Source organism: Gemmatimonadales bacterium, assembly GCA_036500345.1.
In the GTDB taxonomy this organism is placed as follows: domain Bacteria; phylum Gemmatimonadota; class Gemmatimonadetes; order Gemmatimonadales; family GWC2-71-9; genus Palsa-1233.
In genome coordinates this window covers 47,736-66,518 of sequence record DASYCE010000004.1, presented here as the reverse complement: position 1 = coordinate 66,518, position 18,783 = coordinate 47,736, and the positions used below count along the sequence as shown (strand labels likewise).

19 protein-coding genes are annotated in these 18,783 nt (G+C 66.6%); 10 read left to right on the top strand and 9 right to left on the bottom strand.

What is annotated here, in order from left to right; all coding sequences use genetic code 11:
- Window positions 1-170 precede the first annotated feature (170 nt).
- A complete protein-coding gene (locus tag VGM20_02020) occupies window positions 171-1,124 on the top strand; it encodes a hypothetical protein (GenBank protein ID HEY4099632.1) in 954 nt (317 codons plus the stop codon).
- A gap of 104 nt (window positions 1,125-1,228) precedes the next feature.
- Complete coding sequence (locus tag VGM20_02015; protein HEY4099631.1) at window positions 1,229-1,408, top strand: hypothetical protein; 180 nt, start codon at window positions 1,229-1,231, stop codon at window positions 1,406-1,408.
- 91 nt (window positions 1,409-1,499) lie between these two features.
- Here the strand turns inward: VGM20_02015 and VGM20_02010 are convergent, their stop codons facing one another.
- A complete protein-coding gene (locus VGM20_02010; GenBank protein ID HEY4099630.1) occupies window positions 1,500-2,594 on the bottom strand; it encodes a S53 family peptidase in 1,095 nt (364 codons plus the stop codon).
- Between the two features lie 310 nt (window positions 2,595-2,904).
- Between VGM20_02010 and VGM20_02005 the strand changes: the two genes are divergently transcribed.
- The 4 genes from VGM20_02005 (at window position 2,905) to VGM20_01990 (ending at window position 6,008) form a co-directional block, all read left to right on the top strand.
- A complete protein-coding gene (locus VGM20_02005) occupies window positions 2,905-3,393 on the top strand; it encodes a VOC family protein (GenBank protein ID HEY4099629.1) in 489 nt (162 codons plus the stop codon).
- A complete protein-coding gene (locus tag VGM20_02000; GenBank protein ID HEY4099628.1) occupies window positions 3,393-3,953 on the top strand; it encodes a nitroreductase in 561 nt (186 codons plus the stop codon). Before VGM20_02005 ends, VGM20_02000 begins: the two co-directional genes overlap by 1 nt.
- A gap of 22 nt (window positions 3,954-3,975) precedes the next feature.
- Entirely contained in the window at window positions 3,976-5,103 is a 1,128-nt protein-coding gene (locus VGM20_01995) for a hypothetical protein (protein HEY4099627.1), read from the top strand.
- Window positions 5,104-5,216: 113 nt separating this feature from the next.
- A complete protein-coding gene (locus VGM20_01990) occupies window positions 5,217-6,008 on the top strand; it encodes a hypothetical protein (GenBank protein HEY4099626.1) in 792 nt (263 codons plus the stop codon).
- 23 nt (window positions 6,009-6,031) lie between these two features.
- Here the strand turns inward: VGM20_01990 and VGM20_01985 are convergent, their stop codons facing one another.
- Both VGM20_01985 and VGM20_01980 read right to left on the bottom strand, forming a co-directional pair.
- Window positions 6,032-7,573 (bottom strand): M28 family peptidase, encoded by a 1,542-nt coding sequence (locus VGM20_01985; protein HEY4099625.1) that lies wholly within the window; start codon window positions 7,571-7,573, stop codon window positions 6,032-6,034.
- 103 nt (window positions 7,574-7,676) lie between these two features.
- Window positions 7,677-10,085, bottom strand: coding sequence for a hypothetical protein (locus VGM20_01980; GenBank protein ID HEY4099624.1), 2,409 nt, complete (start codon window positions 10,083-10,085; stop codon window positions 7,677-7,679).
- Between the two features lie 265 nt (window positions 10,086-10,350).
- On the opposite strand from VGM20_01980, the gene VGM20_01975 reads away from it, so the two are divergent.
- Window positions 10,351-10,686 (top strand): hypothetical protein, encoded by a 336-nt coding sequence (locus tag VGM20_01975; protein HEY4099623.1) that lies wholly within the window; start codon window positions 10,351-10,353, stop codon window positions 10,684-10,686.
- A gap of 56 nt (window positions 10,687-10,742) precedes the next feature.
- On the opposite strand, the gene VGM20_01970 is transcribed toward VGM20_01975, so the two are convergent.
- Complete coding sequence (locus tag VGM20_01970) at window positions 10,743-11,135, bottom strand: VOC family protein (GenBank protein HEY4099622.1); 393 nt, start codon at window positions 11,133-11,135, stop codon at window positions 10,743-10,745.
- Between the two features lie 122 nt (window positions 11,136-11,257).
- On the opposite strand from VGM20_01970, the gene VGM20_01965 reads away from it, so the two are divergent.
- Both VGM20_01965 and VGM20_01960 read left to right on the top strand, forming a co-directional pair.
- On the top strand, window positions 11,258-11,713 hold the full coding sequence (locus VGM20_01965) for a hypothetical protein (protein HEY4099621.1): 456 nt from the start codon (window positions 11,258-11,260) through the stop codon (window positions 11,711-11,713).
- On the top strand, window positions 11,710-12,447 hold the full coding sequence (locus VGM20_01960) for an SH3 domain-containing protein (GenBank protein HEY4099620.1): 738 nt from the start codon (window positions 11,710-11,712) through the stop codon (window positions 12,445-12,447). The genes VGM20_01965 and VGM20_01960 overlap by 4 nt, the downstream gene beginning before the upstream one ends.
- On the opposite strand, the gene VGM20_01955 is transcribed toward VGM20_01960, so the two are convergent.
- Genes VGM20_01955 through VGM20_01935 form a run of 5 tightly spaced genes read right to left on the bottom strand, consistent with a single transcriptional unit; the run spans window position 12,431 to window position 17,264 of the window.
- On the bottom strand, window positions 12,431-12,970 hold the full coding sequence (locus tag VGM20_01955; GenBank protein HEY4099619.1) for a 3-isopropylmalate dehydratase: 540 nt from the start codon (window positions 12,968-12,970) through the stop codon (window positions 12,431-12,433). The two genes, VGM20_01960 and VGM20_01955, sit on opposite strands and share 17 nt — an antisense overlap.
- Window position 12,971: 1 nt before the next feature.
- Entirely contained in the window at window positions 12,972-14,240 is a 1,269-nt protein-coding gene (locus tag VGM20_01950) for an aconitase/3-isopropylmalate dehydratase large subunit family protein (GenBank protein HEY4099618.1), read from the bottom strand.
- A complete protein-coding gene (locus tag VGM20_01945; GenBank protein ID HEY4099617.1) occupies window positions 14,240-15,472 on the bottom strand; it encodes a dicarboxylate/amino acid:cation symporter in 1,233 nt (410 codons plus the stop codon). The genes VGM20_01950 and VGM20_01945 overlap by 1 nt, the downstream gene beginning before the upstream one ends.
- Window positions 15,469-16,581, bottom strand: coding sequence for an alanine--glyoxylate aminotransferase family protein (locus VGM20_01940; protein HEY4099616.1), 1,113 nt, complete (start codon window positions 16,579-16,581; stop codon window positions 15,469-15,471). The genes VGM20_01945 and VGM20_01940 overlap by 4 nt, the downstream gene beginning before the upstream one ends.
- A gap of 2 nt (window positions 16,582-16,583) precedes the next feature.
- Entirely contained in the window at window positions 16,584-17,264 is a 681-nt protein-coding gene (locus VGM20_01935) for a hypothetical protein (GenBank protein HEY4099615.1), read from the bottom strand.
- 186 nt (window positions 17,265-17,450) lie between these two features.
- Between VGM20_01935 and VGM20_01930 the strand changes: the two genes are divergently transcribed.
- Window positions 17,451-18,782: an efflux RND transporter periplasmic adaptor subunit gene (locus tag VGM20_01930; protein HEY4099614.1), complete on the top strand. Its 1,332-nt coding sequence runs from the start codon at window positions 17,451-17,453 to the stop codon at window positions 18,780-18,782.
- Window position 18,783: the final 1 nt, after the last annotated feature.

Here is an 18,783-nt window from a genome sequence, read left to right as displayed (position 1 = left end):
AGTGGAGCGCGCGGTCATTCTCATTGGCGCGGTCTCACCCGGTGACGACCCGGGGACGCGTGGCCCGCACCGGAGGACCAGATCGCCCCCCGCGAGGATTCACGTTGCCGACAGCTTCCCGACATAGCTTCAGGGCCGGTCGTCTCGCTTCTCTTCTGCCAGGAGTTCGCATGGTTCGACTTTCTCCTCTCGTTGTCGCCGCGCTCGCGGCGGCCGCCCTCGGGCCGATGCAGCCGGCGTCGCTCGCCGCGCAGGGCTCGAAATACCACGTCGTCAAGACGCTCGACCTCGGCTCGGCCCGCGCCGATTACATCATCGTCGACCCCGTGGGCCGCAGGCTCTATGGCATGGGCGACAAGGTGATCGACGTCGACCACGACAGCGTGATCGGCACCGTCGCCGGTGGCGGCGGCGGCTACGCCATTGCCTCCGACGAAAACCGCGGCCTGGTCCGCAACGGCGTCATCTTCGATCTCAAGACGCTGGCGGTCACCGGCCACGTCGACACCAAGGGTGACGGCATCCGCTACGATCCATTCACCCACCACGCCTTCACCTGGGTCGACAAGGACGCATGGGCCGTCGACATGAAGACGGGGACGCTGATCACCAAGGGGACGCTGGGCGACGGGCTCGAGTCGGGCGCGGCAGACGGGAAGGGAAAGCTGTTCCTCAACGTCGAGGATTCCGGGTACGTCGTCCGCGACGACGCGGCGACGATGAAGACCGAGGCGACCTATCGGATCCCCGCGTGCGGCCGGGCGCAGGGGCTGTCGATGGACAACGCCAGCCGCCGCCTCTTCATGGCGTGCGACACTGAAATGGTCGTGGTGAACGCCGACAACGGAAACGTGGTGCAGCGGATCCGGGTGCCGAGCCGCGCCGACCAGAACTGCTTCGACCCGTCGACCAAGCTGGCGTTCAATCCCAATCGCGCCGACAGCACGCTCACAGTGGTGCACGAGGATTCGCCCAGCAAGTTCACGGTGGTGGCGAAGGTGCCGACCGGCGGCGCGGCGCGGACCTGCACCGTCGATGAGAAGACGCACAAGGTCTACGTCTTCTATAGCAACGGCACCTCGCGGGCGACGGCGAAGACGATCGTTGCCATCCTGGCACCGTGATCCGGCACTGACGGCGGGGCGGGACAGGATCACGGCGGTGGATGGCGGCGTGTGGGTCCGTGCAGGTACCGACGTCTCTTCCGGTCAAAACCCGGGAGGGAGCTATGTCATTCGGTATCTACCTGGCCGGCTATATCATCCTGATCGTCGGACTGACCCTCGGCGCGACGTACATCCACATTGAGCAGAAGTGGATCGTGGTGATGGACATCTGTCTTGTCGGCATCGCAATCCTGCACGGCGTCACCAAGACGCGGCAGCGTGACCCGGCCCCGAAGACGTAGGAAGCGGAGCGGGGGTACCCGACAAAACGAGAGCGCGGCAGCGAATCAATCGCTGCCGCGCTCGACGTTTGCGGTCCGAAGGATCAGTGGATCAGAACGGCGCGATCCCGTTCGGCGTCCCGTTGCCGGTCGGTCCGTCGTATCCGGAGAGGGCGGTGCAGAGATACGACCCGCCGCACTTGCCGTTGCTCCCCGATGTCACGTCGAAGATCGATCCGAGGTTGCTGTACGAGAACGACCCGTAGTTGATCGATCCCTCATTGCCGGCAAGCGCGTAGATCGCGCCGACGAGCGGCGCGGCAACGCTGGTACCGCCGAAGACCAGCCATCCGCCGCCACGGCGGATTCCGTACGTGTCATACACGGCGACGCCGGTGTTGGGATCGGCGTCGGCCGAGACGTCGGCGACGGTCCGCTTGGCGCAGCCCGCGTCGTGCTGCCACGACGGCTTGGTGATGTACTTGCTGCAGCCGCTGCCGGCGTCGACCCACGCGGTCTCGGTGAAGCCCCGGCCGCCGGTGGAGCGCTTGAGAGAGGTGCCGCCCACTGCGGTGACGTACCGCGACGACGCCGGGAATTCGACGCCGTAGCCCGCGTCGCCCGAACTCACCGTGATGGCGATCCCGGGATGATTGAAATGGGTCTCGTCAGTCGTCTCGGTGGAGTACTCGGAGCCGCCGTACGAATTGGAGATCACATTGGCGCCCATCAGCGCTGCGCGATCGACTGCGGCGGCGAGATTGGCGAACGACGCCGACGTCGCTTCGACAAGGAGGATCTTGCAGTTGGGGCAGATGGCGCTCGCCATGTCGAGGTCGAGCGAAATCTCTTCGGACCAGCCGGCATCGGCGCGCGGATAGTTCGTGCCGCCGGTCTGGCTCACCTTCCGGAAGCAGCCGTTCGCCGTGGTGCACGCCGTGAGGCCGAACTTGCTGCGATAGGCGGCGAGGTCGCTTGCCGCGTTGGGATCATCCATCGCATCGACGATCGCGATCGTCTGGCCGACGCCGTTCGACGCGCTCGCCGCCGCGAGATTGTACGCCGTGCGGAGGTCCGTCGGACCGTACCCGGACGGGGTGCCCGCGGTTGCGAGCGGATCGTTGTTGTCGTCGACACGCACCCAGGCGTGGCAGCGCGCCCCGCCGATGTCGGCCGAGGGGCAGACCTGCTTGTGCTTGAAGCGCATCTCCGCACCGACGCCGTTGCCGCCCTTCGCTTCGGAGACAGTCGCGGTCGTTGGTAACGAATCGGGAGCGCACGCAGCAGCTCCGACGAGTACAGCAATCGATACAACTACACGACGCCCTGGTGACATGCTGATGCCCCTTGGAGTAAGATGGATCGGTTGTGCTGGAGTCGGCTGAAGAATCCATCGCCGGTCGCTGATTGCGCAAGGACCTTCGCGCCCTACGACTAGGTTATCGGGCGGTCCCGGGCGCTCCAAGAGTGGCGCCACCGCGACGGTGTAGCATGGACCAATCAACAGGCGAGGCATTATGGCCACGATTCAGCGGATTACCCCGTTCCTCTGGTTCGACTCGCAGGCCGAGGAAGCGGCGACTTTTTATGCGGGGATCTTCCCTGATTCCCGGGTCGGGCAGGTGACGCGGTACAGCGAGGCGGGGAAGGAGGTCCACGGCCGGCCAGCGGGGATGGCGATGGTGGTGGAGTTCTCGCTTTGCGGCCAGGGGTTTCGTGCCCTCAATGGCGGCCCGGGATTCCGCTTCACCGAGGCGGTTTCGTTCCAGGTTGCCTGCGATACCCAGGACGAGATCGACACCTACTGGGAGCGGCTCACCGCCGGTGGCGACCCGGCGGCGCAGCAATGCGGCTGGCTCAAGGACCGCTTCGGCCTGTCCTGGCAGGTGGTGCCGTCGATGATGGGGCATCTGATGTCGGACCCCGAGCCGGGGAAGTCGGAGCGGGTGATGCAGGCGCTGTTGCGAATGAAGAAGCTTGATATCGACGCGCTGCGGAACGCCTGATGGATATCTGGAGCGCCATCACCGCCCGCCGCTCGATCAAGGCCTTCGCCGATCGACCGGTCGACCGCGAGGCGATTGAACAACTCCTCGCCGCCGCCGTCCACGCGCCGAACCATCGGCTGACACAGCCGTGGCGATTCCTGGTCCTTGGCCCGGCTGCGCGGCGCGCGTTCGGTGAAGTGCTCGGCGCGCGGAAGGCGAAGAAGATCGAAGATCCTGCAGCGGCGCAGGCCACGATCGAAAAGGTTGCGGCCGCGGAAGCGGCGATTCCGGTGACGATCGCAGTGTCGGTCGTCGTTGACGCCAATCCCGAGGTCCGCGAGGAGGATTACGCCGCCACGATGATGGCGGTGCAGAACATCCTCCTTGCAGCGCACGATCTCGGACTCGGCACCCATCTGCGCAGCGGTGCGGTCATGGACGATCCGCGGACGCGAGCAGCGCTTGCCATTCCGGATGGTGAGCGGGTCGTCGTGATGATCTGGGTGGGGTACGCCGCGAGCGTCCCCGAGGCAAAGCCACGGAAAGGGGCGGCGGAGCTCACGAGGTGGCTGCCGTGACCGCGATCGCCGGGAGATCCGCTTGATAGCTGGGCGCAATCCGCTCCGCGCACTCGGCATCGCCAGGATCCTCGCCGGGATCGCCTTCGTCGCCAACGGGGCGTCAACGCTCCGCCAATACAACGACCTGATCCCCCAGGCTGCACGACTCTTCGGCGCCGACGTCGGTGCGACCGATGCGCCGATCCGATCGTTGCTGATGCTGATCCTCTCGCCGCTGCTCGTCATGATCGGGCTGTTGCTGATCGCACGCGGGTTCGCATGGGTGTGCCGCATCCCGATGTCGGCCGAGGGACCTCCGCCGCTCGACCGGGACGAAGTGATTGCCGCGCTCACCCGCCGCGAGCTGCCCGCCTTCGGCGACGGAGGCGTCACGCCGCCGTGGCCGCTGCCGGCCCTCGTCGCGGACGAGCTGGCCAATGTGACCTGGTGGCGGCGCGACGTGATGAGCCGCGCTCTCCGCGCCTTTGCATCTGCGTGTATCGTCGCCGTCGTGGTCGCCGGTGTATCGCTCGCTGTCCGCCTCGCAATCGCCGGCGACCTGCTTGGCCCGTTCCCCGGGGGCTTCGTCTTCACATTGCCGGTGGTGACCGGGATCTGGGCCGCGATCGGACTGCTCCTCCTCACATCGATCCATCCTCGAGCCGAGTCGGTGGAATTGCCGATTGCCGCTGATGAGCGACTCGCCTCAACGCCAACGATCATCGAACGCGAACCAAGACTGCTGCCGCGCGAACCTGCCGCGGTCGGGCTGACGCTCGGCATCATCGGCGTGATCGTGCAATGCCTGTTGCTCTTCTGGTGGAACCTCTCGTACGTCGGATTCCCGAACATGGCGACGTCGATCATTCGCGACGCGGGGTCGATCATCGGCGGCCTCGTCTTCCTCGCGATTGGCCAGCGGATGATTGCCGGTGCGGTGGTGCTGTTGAGCGGGATTCGATATGAATCGATGTTGATCGCGATCGACGAGGCCGTGACGCCGCCGGTGGCGCGTGCGGCGGCGATCCGGACCGAACGGCTCGGCCCGGATGGACCGCGGCTGATCGTGGCGGCAGTGGGTGGGACGTATGTCCGGGAGTCGGTCGAGCAGGAGGTCGTGTCGTTGTTCGGCACGCCGTCAGCGCGGTGGGCAAAGCCTCAGCTGTAACCGGATCCCCGCTCGGCCGCGATCCGATCGACCCGGCCAACCACGGCGCCGATTTTCAGCGTAGATTCTCGCAGCCATTCCCCTGACAGAACCGACCCTCCACAGGAGCCTCAATGCCCCGTACACGTCTGTTCGGAGTTCTCCTTGTTGCTGGCACCGCCGCGTGCGCCAAGGAGGCGCAGGTTGTCAACGTCGCCGGGAGCTGCGGCACCGCGTTCACCGGCCAGATCTGCACCTGGGCGCACACCAAGGGTGATTCGCTGATCGACGCCGGCGCGACCATCCCGCTTTCCGCCATCGACAGTGCGCCGATGCCGGCTGCCAATGCCTCGATGGATTGGCCGCCGAAGCCCGACGCGATGCTCGACATGCCGGCGTCGGTCGTCGCGAAGACCGGCCTCACCAAGCTCACCTTCTACTGGGAGCCGACCGGTCACCCGCCGATGACCTTCATGACGCCGCACTTCGACTTCCACTTCTACACCAATGCCGTCGCCGACATCACGGCGATCACCTGCGCCGACTCGACCAAACCTGCGGCGCTGCCGACCGGCTACATGCTGCCCGACGAGGACATTCCGCCTCCGATGGTCAAGGCGATGGGAACCTCGAAGCTGATCGGGACCTGCGTGCCGATGATGGGGATGCATGCGATGCCGAACGGCGACATGTCGTCGACATCCACGTTCCGCGGCAGCATGCTGGTTGGGTACTACCAGGGAAAGCCGATCTTCATCGAACCGATGATCTCGCGCGCGATGCTTGACGAGAAGAAGTCGTTCGACCTCGCCATCCCCGATGTCCCGGGGCTGACCAGCACGCATCCGAAGACATTCCACGCCACCTTCGATCCCGCGACGTCCAGCTACAACTTCGCCTATTCGGATTTCGTCCAGGGGAAGTAGCGTCGACCGCGACGGGCGCCGCCCTAGTGCGGCGCCTTTCGCGGGACCATCGAATCACTCATCGCGGCATCGTAGGCGAACGACGCCATCACCACGGCGTTCTTGATCAGGTCGTCGCCCTGGATCGTGTCGAAGAAATCGAGATTGGTATGGCCCCCTTCCGCCGGCAGGTGATCCTGCAGGAACTGGAAGCCGGGAAGCCCCGCCTCGTCGAATGAAACGTGATCGGTCTGGTACAGATACTGGTTCGCTACGACGGTCAAGCCGAAATCCCTGAACGGCGCCATCCACGCGGTCAGCATCGTCCGCGCCGCTTCATTCCCCTGCAGGTAGATCCCGCGATACTGGCCGGCGCCATAATCCTGGTTGAAGTACGCCGAGAGCTTGTCGAATTCGGGGCCCTTGTGGGACGCGGTGCCGAAATGCTTGAGGACGTACGCCTTCGAGCCGATCAAGCCCTCCTCCTCGCCACTCCAGAGGGCAAAGCGGATGGTGCGCCGCGGATGTGCGCCGACAGCGCGGAGGATTCTCGCCGCCTCGAGCACCACGGCGGTACCCGAGGTGTTGTCGCTGGCATTCGGGCTCGCCTGCCATGTGTCGAAGTGCGCGCCGATCATCACGATCTGGTCCTTGAGATCCGAACCGGGAATCTCGCCGGTGATGTTCACCGCCGGCTGGACCGTATCGCCGACCTTGTTGCGCACCTCAATCGCCACCTTGACCGGAATACCGCGCTGCAGGATCCGGTACATCCGGTTGTAGTGCTCCGGCGTCACCGCGACGAGCACCGGCGACGCCAGTGTTCCCGCCTTCGACCAATGGTCCTGCGCGGCACCTGGGCGCGCATAGCCGCGCACTGCGCCGAGCCACCCGCTTTCACATTGCAGCACCGCGACCACGCCTTCGGATTTGTAGAAGGCGAGTTTTTCGGTGGCACTCAGGAGATCGGGATTGCGTGGCCCGCGGACCGGCGTCGCCCGCGGCGTTACCACCACCGTCTCCTGGATCCGCTGCAGCGCGGAATCGCTCCAGCGCTGCACGCCATTGGTGAGCGGCGCGAGGTCGATCTTCACCGGCGGCGTCGACAGCACGATCATCCCCTTGAGCTTGCCGCGATACCTGTCGAGATCGGCCTTTGTCTGCAGTTCGGCGATCATCACCGGGGCGACCTGCTTCCCGTCGGTGCTCGACGTGTACGCGATCGGGTACGCCACCATCGGTGAATAGTCAGGCTCGAGCATCTGGACCGAGACGTACTCGTTGTCCCATGTCACGCCCCAGTCGCCGTACGGTTCGGCGACGACGTTGCTGAGGCCGAGGGACGTCATCTTTCCGAGCGCCCACTTCTGTGCACGCTGCATGTCGTCGGACATGGTGAGCCGGGCGCCGAGGACATCGGTCATGTAGCTCTCGACATCCATCACCTGTGAATGCTGCAGTCCTTCTTCGCGGATCCGCGCGATCATCTCCGGATCGCCGCCGGGGCCGTTGATCGGCCGCGGCAGTGCGGCGCCGGTGAGGGAAAGGAATGCGGTGGCGGCGAGAGCGCGCGGGATGCGGACCATGGAACGCCTCATTGGCGGAGCGTGCGGCTCGAATGGTGGGTGCGACAACGCAACTTATCGATCCGACCGTCACGTCGCCAGACACTCCCGCCGCGATGCGGCGTCACTTCGGCGATGGAGCCTTGACCACCACGATGCGCTGTTCCCGCGCGACATGCTTTGCACCGGCGTCGATCGACACCGTGAGCTGATACACGCCCGGTTTGAGCCGGTCGAGCCCGAGGGTGCGGCGCACCACATTGATCCCGTTCGGCGCCCCGCGATCGCTCTCGGCGAGCTGCACCAGGTCCTTGCCAGGAGCATCGACGCTCCGAACGCCGATGGTCATCGCGTAGCCGGCTCCCGGCGGCACTCCGCGAAGTTCGACGTAGAGCTCAGCCTTGCTCCCGGCAGGCCACGCTCGCAGCGTGCTGACAGGGAAGAGCGCGCCGTCCGGAGCGGTCCAGTCGCCGCCGTTGTCGGCACCGACGACGATGTCGCTGAGCGAGAGCGTGTCCCGGCCTGGAATCACCAGGTGCCCGGCGAGCGCGTACGCTCCGATCGAATCGACCCCCTGATTGAGTCGCACGCCGATCTCCCAGTCGCCGGGATCGAGCGCGAGTTCGAACCAGCCGCCGAGCGAACGCCCGTGCGGACCAGCGGGCGGTGCGATGAAGCGGCGTACGGTATCGATGGCGAAGGTTGCGTGCGTCACGCGATCGTAGCCGGTGATCCGCGCGGTGAGCGGGTAGCGCCGCCCGATCGAATCGGTGGTGAGATGTAGCGAGTCGAGCGGAATCGAAAAGTTCACCAGCGCTTCGCCGCTCTGGTCGGCGCCGCTTCCCAGCGCATACGCGGCAATCACCGCATCCCATGGGCGCGTGATCAGCGGCGTGTCACTGTCGGTGTGGATCCCCTTGTCGGCGTCGGCGCGCGCTTCGGCAATCACCGCCTGCAACTCATCGGTGCACGTTACCGGCGTCGCTCCGGGGGGTTGTTCGAGTCGGCGGGCCGCAGCTGCATATGTCGCGAGGAGCGCGCCCCGAGCCATATAGTCGCCAAGAGTGAATTTCGACGGCGGGAGATAACTCGTCAGTGTCGTCGCGCCGTACCGGCCGAGATAGCACGAGCCGCGAAAATTCAGGAGACGCCATTCTCCGTCGATCCAGTAGAGCCACCCTTCGTTCGGGCCGATCGACCAGCCGGAATCGCTGTCGGCGCCGTTCTTGATGCAGTAATCGGGGTTGGACGGCGGCGTTTGCGTGCCCGTCGGACCGGAACCGGGCGTCGGAACGCCCGCTGTGATCCCGGTCACCTGGATCGTATCCGCAAGCGTCGCGATTCCGGGGCTGTATGCTTGGCGGAATGGTGTTCCATGCCGGAGATAGATCAGGCCGCGATGATCGAGGAGCGCCTCGTGACGCCGCGGATCGCCTGGATGCGACGGTTGTTCACGCTGAAGCAGATCGTAGAACTCGCCGTTCCCGGCGACACACCGGTCCATCCCTTCGAAGAGATATTCGACGCGATTCTTGAACTGGGTGCGTCGCCACGGCGTCAGGTCGCGGAAGTGCGCGAAGGCATAGTCCCAGCGCCGGAGTTGCTCCTGCAGCCGTTCGCCCGGGCGATTGGCGGCCGCGGCGTCACGCTCGTTCCAGAAGTCATGCAGCCACCCATTGACGGAATCGTCAGGCACCGCGTTGAACAGTGCCAGCGTGTCGGGTGGAAGAATCCACGCCAGGTCGAAGCGGTACATCTCCCGGCCTTCGGCGGTCATGTGCCGGGTACCGTCCCAGTACGCCACGCGGGCGCCGGCGGTGTCGCCGAGCGCATGCAGGGTGTGGGCGCGTTCGAGATCGACCGTTGCCGTATCGGCGCCCGCCGCCGCCCGATCGAACATCGCCAGCGCTCCGCGAGGGTCGCCGCGCCGTCGCAGGTCGCGGCCCGCGATCACGAACGCCGACGCGGGCGGGCGGGGACGCGCCATCAGGTCGCGCAGCACGCTCTCTTCGTCGCCGAGAAGTTCGCGATCGCCTTCAGCGAGCATCAGGGAGATCACCATCCGATGCGCGGGGAGAAACTCGGGATCGATCTTCATCGCCTCGCGTGCGTGCCGCCACGCGGCCTCGACGTGGAGTTCACCGGTGTGCATTCCGGCCGACAGCGTCCCCGGGGCGTCGTCGGCGTTGAGGCGGAAGAATTCGCGGGCCATCGCGAACTCCGGCCACGGCCAGTCGTGATGCGCCGCCGCCACGGCGTCGAGGCGAATCAGCCCGAGTTCGATCTCGCCGCGATTGCTGGTGACCACGCCCTGACGGAGCTGGAAGAGCGCCACTCGCACGTCACCGGCCGCACCCCCCTCGGCGCCGGCGCGCCGTCCCGCTGCCAGAAGCGACGGCGCAGTCGAGTCGCGCTGCAGCGAGTCATCCCATCGGAGCAGGGCGACCCGCTCGAGGGGAGACTGCGCGCGAGCTGTCGTGGTGGTCGCGACGAAGGCCAGGGCGGCGCCGACCGATCGCCAGCAGATGTGCATCGGGTACCTTCGCGAGGGTTTTCGAATGTACAGGCGTGGCTCTGCTGGCGCGACTGAACTCCGATCAGTGCTCCATTGGCCGCTGCTTTCGCGACGCCGTTCGCAGTGAGTCGGGGGTGTCGAAACGATCCGACAATTGCTGACCGAACGCAGCGCCTCGGGATGACGACTGTGGCGGTGTCGCAGAACGAGGCGCCATTGTGCGAAATCCGGCGGGTAACTCGTCGTGCCTTGTGAGCTGGAAGACACCCAACCGGACCCGGACATGTTCGATTATTCGTTGCTGTCACTCATCCTGATTCCCGTCCTCGTCTACCTCCTGACGAGGAAGCCACCGACGCACGGCGATGTCCTGTCGGACTACATCGTGCCGCACGGGGTCGACGTGCAATCGTGCGCCACGCACTGGGGTGTGCCCGCCGGCGTCTGCCGGGTGGACAGCGCGCTGTTGAGCGAGGTGAAATGCCACCCCGACTTCGTCGAGCGCAGCATCCCGTCGTGCTGGTTCAAGTGGACGGCGGCGGATGCGCGGCGCAGGGCCCGGGCGCGGATCACGCCGCGCGAAGACGACAAGGTGCTGATGATCCGCAAGCCGGCGTGAGGGCAGGAACGCGCAGCGGCGGAGTTGATCCCCGCCGCGCGCTATAGTAACGAATACTACCTTGGATTGGCGATCGTCAGATGGAAGCCGTCGGGGTCGGTGACGGCAAACGCCATCGGACCCCACGGCAGCGGCGCCGGCCCTTCGTCGAGCGTGATCCCCGCCTTGATCGCCCGGTCGGCGAGTTCCTTGATGTCCTCGCTCGTGTCGATGTGGAATCGCAGTCCCACGCCCTTCACCCGGTCGCGCCCCTTCTTGAAATCATCTCGGCCAAGGACGAAGCCGACGTTGCCGGCCTTCATCTCCACGTACCGGAGCGCCCCCTCGATTTCCCCTCGGTGCGTGACTTCGAAGCCGAGGCCCTCGGTGTAGAAGGCGATGCTCTTCTCGAGATCGGTCGCGGTGACGGTCGGGCGAAGGGAGTCGGCCTGCAATGCGGTGTGGCTCATGCGATCCTCGGGTGGTAGTCGATGTGACGCGGCCGCCGGCCTGCGCGATTCGCGCGCGGCTGTGGCACCTGGGCTAGAATATAGGACGCACGCTTCTCGTCGCCACGAGCTCGACACTCTCAATGTCACGAATCATCGCCATCTCCACCGCCATTTCCATCGCCACGATGCTCGCCATCGCCCCGCCCGCCGCCGCCCAGGCGACGCCGATCCCCCCGCAAGCCGCCGCTGCAGTCGCGACTGCCGCCGCCGTGCCATCACGGTATTCGGGCAACTGCCCCGCGCCGATCGATTTCATCGGACGGATCATCGCCACCGCGGTCGGGATGACGATTGACTACCAGTGGGAGCGGAGCAACGGTTCCACCAGCAAGGTCCAACACGTCACCGTCACCGCTGCGGCGCGCAATCACGGCGCCGATTCCGGGGCGGCGCCGTATTCAGTCCCGACAGCGGTCGATCGCTGGAAAGTCGGGTTCCCGGCCCGCGGTGGCCGGTTCTGGGAACGGGTCCATATCATTGCGCCGGTCGACTTCACGTCGCCGCAAGCGCAGACCGACGTGGATTGCGGCGAGTGATCCTCTCCACGCCGCGCGCCGCAGCGGTGTCGCGTACGCTGCATCGCCTATCGCTTGCCACCGTCGTGCTGATCCTGCCCACGGCACTCCGCGCGCAGCAGGCGACCGTGAGCCGCGACGTCAACCTTCGCAGCGCTCCGTCGACCGCCAATTCCCCTATCGAACTCCTCCATCCCGGCGCAACGCTCACCCTGCTCACCGCCGCGGCGCAGTCCGGGTACTACCACGTCAAGGTCATCGCCGACGGCAACGAGGGATGGGTCTGGTCTCGGAATGTCGCAGTCGCGCACGGCGCTGCGCCTGATACCGCAGCGCAATGCGACGCGTCGCTCTGGATGCACGTGTATAACGCCGAGCGGCTTATCGTGCATGCACAGTGCATCGCCATCACCGGCACCATCGTCGACGCGACCAACGGCAAGCAGCATGACGGCGTCCGCCACGAGAAGGACGGCGACACGCATGGCTGGCTCAAGCTCGACGCGCCGTTTGACACGCTGATCAATGACGGAAATCGCAGCAAGGAAGGATCCAATCTCGTCTTCGAGATCGTCTGCCGCTTTCACGTGACGCAGACCGACGCGGAGCCGGCGTGCCCGGCGTCATATCACACGACGGTGACACTCCCGCCCGTCGGCTCGCACGTACGGATGGTCGGCTCGTATGTGATGGACAACAATCACGACAAGTGGATGGAGATCCACCCGGTCACGTCGATCACGGTGATCCCGTAGCACCTCGGCGGGTGTCGCCGGCGAAATTGCCTCGCTGCCGGAGGTACGGCACCAGACCGCCGGCGCCAAGGATCTCCTGCATGATCGGCGGCAACGCCGCCCCCCGACGCGTAAGGCCGAGGGTCCTGTCCTCAACGGTCGGCGCGGCGTCGCCGGCGGTTACAGTGATCTGATCCCCGTCGGTGATTCCCGCGGTATCGCACTCGATGACCAGCAGTCCGTTGTTGATCGCGTTGCGGAAGAACGACCGGGAAAAGCTCGCCGCGACGACCGCGACGATACCGGACGCCTGAATCACCGTCACCGCCACTTCCATTGCCGATCCGCACCCGAAGTTCCGTCCGGCGACGATCACGTCCCCGGGGCGGACCGACCGCGCGAACTCCGGATCGATCCGCTCCAGCAAATACTCCTTGAGCACCTCGCCATCGATCGATTCCTTTTTCCGTGCCGACGAGATGATGTAGTCGGTGTTGATGTCGTCGCCGAGTCGTCGCGCGCGCCCGTCCAGTGTGATCGGCATCTCAGTACGCCGGCGGCAGGAGGGTCGGGTCGATGATCACGCCGGTTGCGGCGGCGGCGGCGCACGCGGCGGGCGATGCGAGATAGATCGACGACGTGGGATTCCCCATCCGTCCCGAGAAGTTCCGGTTCGCTGTCGAGAGAACCGTCATCCCGTCGCCCGGGATCACGCCGCTCGTGCCGCAGCATGCGCCGCACCCCGCGGTCGTGACGATGGCGCCCATCGCGGCGAGGCGCGGCAGTGTCCCGTCGCGGGTCAGCACCTCGGCGACTTCGCGCGACGCCGGCGTCACCACCAGCGTCACCCCCGGCGCAATCCGCTCACCGGCGCGCACGAACACTTCCATCGCTTCGTGGAAATCGCGAACCCGACCGCCGGTACAGGTGCCGAGAAAGACCATCTGCACCGGCGTGCCGATCGCCTGGGCAATCGGCACGACGTGATCCGGTGCGTGCGGAAGCGCGACCTGCGGCGTGATCGTCGACAAGTCGAAGACGATCGACTGCTGATATCCCGCGCCGGGGTCGGCGTTGCATGCGTCGCGATACTCGGTGGCGCGCACGGTGAGATAGCGCCGCGTGGCGGCGTCGGTCGGAAAGATCGCGGCCTTGGCGTCCATCTCGACCGCAAGATTGCAGAGCACCATCCGGTCATCGACGGCAAATTGATCGAGCGGATCGAAGAACTCGATCGTCCGGTACGAGGCACCGGTGGGGCCGAGCGCCTTGACGAGTGCGAGGGCGACGTCCTTCGCACTGGTCCCCCTGGGGCGCCGGCCGGCGAGCGTGATGTGGATCGTCTCGGGGACCCGGAGCCAGATCTCGCCGGTGAGCATCGCCGCAGCGAGATCGGACGAGCCGACACCGGTCGCGAAGACGTTGAGCGCTCCGCACGTGACGGTGTGGCTGTCGGCGCCGACAACGAGATCCCCCGCCAGCACCTTCCCCGATTCGATCGCCCGCTGGAAGGAGATCCCTTCACCGGCCTCGAGCAGCGTGCCGCCATACTTGCGGACGAAGGTGCGGACTCGTTCGTGGAATCGCTCGCCGCTCGGCGACGGCGGCGCGTAGTGGTCGAACGCGAAGAGAACGCGCTCCGGATCGAAGAGTTTCTTCCCGCCCATCCGTTCGAAGTAGTCGATCGCCATCGGCGTCGACGCGTCGGTGCCGATCACATGATCGACGCGGCAGATGACGATGTCGCCCGCCGCCGCGCGCTGGCCGGACTTGGCGGAGAGGATCTTCTCGCTGATCGTCTGCGGCAATCCCATCAGCCGATCGCCTCACCCTCGCTGCGCGCAACCGCCGCGGTGCCGACGAGATTGCCGAAGGTGTTGACCAGGGTGCGGCACATGTCGAGCGGCCGGTCGACGCCGACGACCAGTGCGATCCCGGCAGCCGCATACGCGCCGAGACCGATGCCGTCGAGGACGATCAGCGTGGTGACGAGCGAGCTTCCGGGGACACCGGTGCCGGCGAACGCTGCGACCGTCGACATCACGATGATCGCGATCATCACCGACGGGCCGACATGCATCCCGTACAGCCGCGCGATGAATACCGCCGCAACCGCCTTGTACGCTGCCGCGCCGTTCTTGTCGATCGACGAACCGAGGGGAAGAACGAAGCTCACGACCTCGTTCGAGACGCCGAGTCGGCTGCGCGCCGCGGCCATGCTCACCGGCAGCGTCGCGTTCGATGACGCCGTGGAGAAGGCGAGGAGCAGTGCGTCGGAGACCGCGCGGACAAACGATCGCGGGTCGAGTCGCGCGACGAGGCGAAGCACCGGCAGCAGCACGAGCGTCACGTGAATGGCCAGCGCGACGACGACGGCGAGACAGAAGATGAGGAGCGAGCCGAGGAGATCGCTTCCCGAGCGCGCCACCGTGACGGCGGCGAGGACGAGGACCGCGATCGGAGCCAGTTCCATCAGCCACCCGATCACGACCATGGCGAGGTCGTTGATCCCCTGGAAGAATCGGACGACGATCTCTCTCGCATCGCCGCTGATCACCGTCGCAGCGGCGCCGAAGATGCACACCGCCACGATCAGCGGCAGCAGGTCGCCCTCTGCGGCGGCGGCGATCGGATTGGAGGGAATCATCGCGAGCAGCGACTCGACCAGCGACGGAGTCGCCGCGCCGAGGCCCGATCCCGCCGAAGCAATGATCCCCGGTGCGGAGACCCCGGCACCGACACGAAAGATCATTGCGACGGCGAGGCCGATCGTCGCGGCGAGAAAGGTCGACCCGGCGAAGAAGAGCAATGTCTTGCCGCCGATCCTGCCGAGTCGCCGCACGTCGCCGAGCGAAGCGACACCGGTGAAGAGCGATGCCACCACCAGCGGAATGACGACCATCGACACCAGCTTGATGAACGCGGTGCCGATCGGTTCGGTCGCGACGATGCCGCGCGCCAGCCACGTCATCCCGGGGATCCGCGCGATCCCGCCGATCGCCGCGCCCGCCACGAGCCCGGTGAGGATCCGGGTGTGGAGCTTCATCTCGCGCTGGCGGCGCGCACGCCGTCGAGCGCGATGTGGAGCGCGCCGATCGTCCGTTCCATGTCGGACATGCGGATATCGCCCATGTGGCCAATCCGGAATGCCGTCGCCTCGAAACGATCGAGGCCGGCGGCGGTGAGAATGCCGCGCGCCTTGAGCCCGTCGCGCACCGCCCGCGGCGAGACGCCGGCGGGGAGCGCGATGGCGGTGACCGTCGGAGCCAGCGAATCGAGACCGGGGCATTGCATCGCGAGGCTGCGTTCGGCGACGACCTGGCGCAACCGGCCGGCGATCGCTTCATGCCGGCGTGTGATCGCATCGAATCCTTCCTCGCGCATCATCCGCAGCGACTCGGCGACCTGCAGCACCAGGTGCACCGGCGTCGTCCCCGGTGTTTCCGGTTTTGCGCGCGAGATGGCGTCGCGGATGGCGCGGAAGTCCCAGTAGTTGCGCGGAAGGGTGGCGCGTTCGGCGCGTCGCCAGGCACCTGCACTCATCGCAACGAACGCGAGCCCGGGACTCGCCATCAGGCATTTCTGCGACGCCGTGACGGCGACATCGATCTCCCAGGCATCGAACGAAAACGGCATCCCGCCGAGCGCGGAGACGGCGTCGACCATCGTGAGGATGCCGCGATCGGCGGCAACGCGCGCAATCGACGCGACATCGTTGCGCACACCGGTCGAGGTGTCGCAGTAGGCGACTGCGACCGCACCAATGTCGGGATGGCGGGCGAGGAGCGCGGCGAGTTCGGCGGCATCGGCATTGCGATTCCAGTCGGTCGCGAACCGATGCACCACGACCCCGTACGACTCGGCGAACCCGGCCCACATCTCGCCGAACTTCCCGTTGCACGCCACGGCGATCGCGTCTCCCGGTGAGAAGAGATTGCAGATCGCCGCTTCCATGGCGCCCCGGCCAGTGGTGTGGACCGGCAGGACCCGCTCCCGTGTGCCGAACAGTTCGCCGAGGAGCGTGAGGGCAACGTCGAGCTCGGCGGAGAACGCCGCGGTGCGGTGATGGATCATCGGGCGGGCACCGGCGCGGAGGACGCGTTCGGGAACGCGCGTCGGACCCGGCGTCATCAGCAGTGGAACCGCCTCCTCCATCGTCACTCGATCACGCCTTTCTGCCGCAGGGTTGCATCAATCTCCGGCTTGAACACCAGGCCGTTGGCGATTTCGGCGAGCCGCTTTTTTTCGACGTCCATCAACTGGGTGACGAGCGCCAGCACGTCTTCCGCTTCGTCACGCGGGACGATCGCGACGCCGTCGTTGTCGCCGACGACGAGGTCCCCGGGCATCACCACCGCCCCGCCGCAGCTGACCGGGACGTTGATTTCGCCCCACCCGTCCTTGTCGCACCCTCCCGGACAGACCGACCGGGAAAAGGCGGGGAAGGCGAGGGTGGTGATCGCCTCGACGTCGCGAATCGCACCGTCGACGATGATCCCGCCGAGCCCCTTTGCGACGGCCGCGGTCGCCATCAGCTCGCCGAAGACGGCGCTGGTGATGTTGCCACCGGTATTCACCACCAGGATATCGCCCGGTTCGGCGACCTGCATTGCCTTGTGGACCATCAGATTGTCGCCGGGCCGGGCGCAGACGGTGACGGCAACGCCGCAGACGGGGAGGCCGCTCCGCGCGCGCATGCCGGGATCCATCCAGCGAAATCGCCCCATGGCATCGGCGAGATTCGCGGCCGCCATCCCGTGGAACCGGGAGACGAGGTCGTGCGGAAGCCGAGGAGGTGACGGGAGGACACGAAAGCCGATCTTGCCAGGTGCGGGCATCTGCAAACTCGAGGTGTGGGTCGGGGGTGGTGATCGAAAGAAAACACCTTCCGCCGTGTGAGCGGCACCCGCGACGGCGTCCCGTGACGAAACTTCTCCCTTGCCCGTAACAATAGGCGATGCGGCCCGATCCGACCCGAGTATGATTCACCCCGATTTGAATGCCCGTTCGTGGCCTGAGGATTCATGCGGAATGACATGGTGAGCGGTGTCCGGCGAATGGCGCGCGGCGCGCAATTCCTGGTGGTGCTGACGGCGGCGGCGTGCGCCAAGAAGGCCGCGCCGCGACAAGGTCGCGCGCCGGTGGCGGTGACGATCGCTCCCGTCCGACGCGAATCGGTCCCCTTCGACGTGACCGCGATCGGCGGCGTCACGCCGATGCAGACGGCGTCGGTGGTGTCGCAGGTCGACGGCATCGTGACCGACGTCCTCTTCTCCGAAGGGCAGGATGTTGGCAAGGGGCAGCCGCTCTTCCGGATCGATGCGCGACCCTATCAGGCGTCGTATGACCAGGCGCTCGCTGTCCTCGCCCGTGATCGGGCCACTGCGGCGTACGACGCCAAGGAAGCCGCCCGCTACGATACCCTCGCGGCGGAGCGAAGCGTCACGCGCGAGCAGGATGAGCAGGCGCGCGCCACGGCAGCGGCGGCCGCGGCAACGGTCGATGCCGACCAGGGTGCGCTCAACACCGCCAAGTTCAATCTCGACAACACGACCATCAAGGCGCCGATCACCGGGCGGACCGGGTCGTTGCTGGTACATATCGGCAACGTGGTGCACGCCTCAGGCGGGTCGCCGCTGGTGGTGATCAATCAGGTCCGGCCGACGCTGGTGCGGTTCGCCGTCCCCGGGTCGATCCTTCCGCTGATCCTTCACTATGGCGGGCGCGGCGGCCTCCCGGTGACTGCGCGGCCGAGCGATGCGCCCAACATCGCGGGCGCGAGCGATACGTCGGCGACAAGCCAGGCGCCGCACGAAGCGCCCGCGCAGGCCGGGGTGCCGCTGTCCGGGACGCCGGTCGGTGAGTCGCAGGGGAAACTCTCCTTCATCGACAACACCGTCGACACGGCAACAGCCACGCTGCTCCTCAAGGCGACCTTCCCGAACACCGACGGCACGCTCTGGGCCGGCCAGATCGTCTCGGCGACGCTTCGCCTCTACGTCGAGGACAGCGCGCTCGTGGTGCCGACCGTGGCGGTCGTTGCCGGCCAGAACGGGTCGTATGTCTGGATCGTCGATTCCTCCAACGCGGCGCAGCAGCGGCCCGTGGTGGTCGAACGGGCCGCTGGTGATATCTCCGTCATCTCGTCCGGGGTGCAGAACGGTGAGCAGGTGGTGACCGTGGGACAGTCGCGGCTCTCGCCCGGCGCACCGGTGAGCTTTGGCATGAACCCGGATTCCGCGGGCGGCGGGGGAGGCCGGAGCGCTGGCGGACGAGGCCGTGGACGCGGGCGCAACGGCGGTCGCGGCGGCGGTGGGGGCGGAGGTCGTTCGGGCGGAGCCGCGCCAACACCATGAT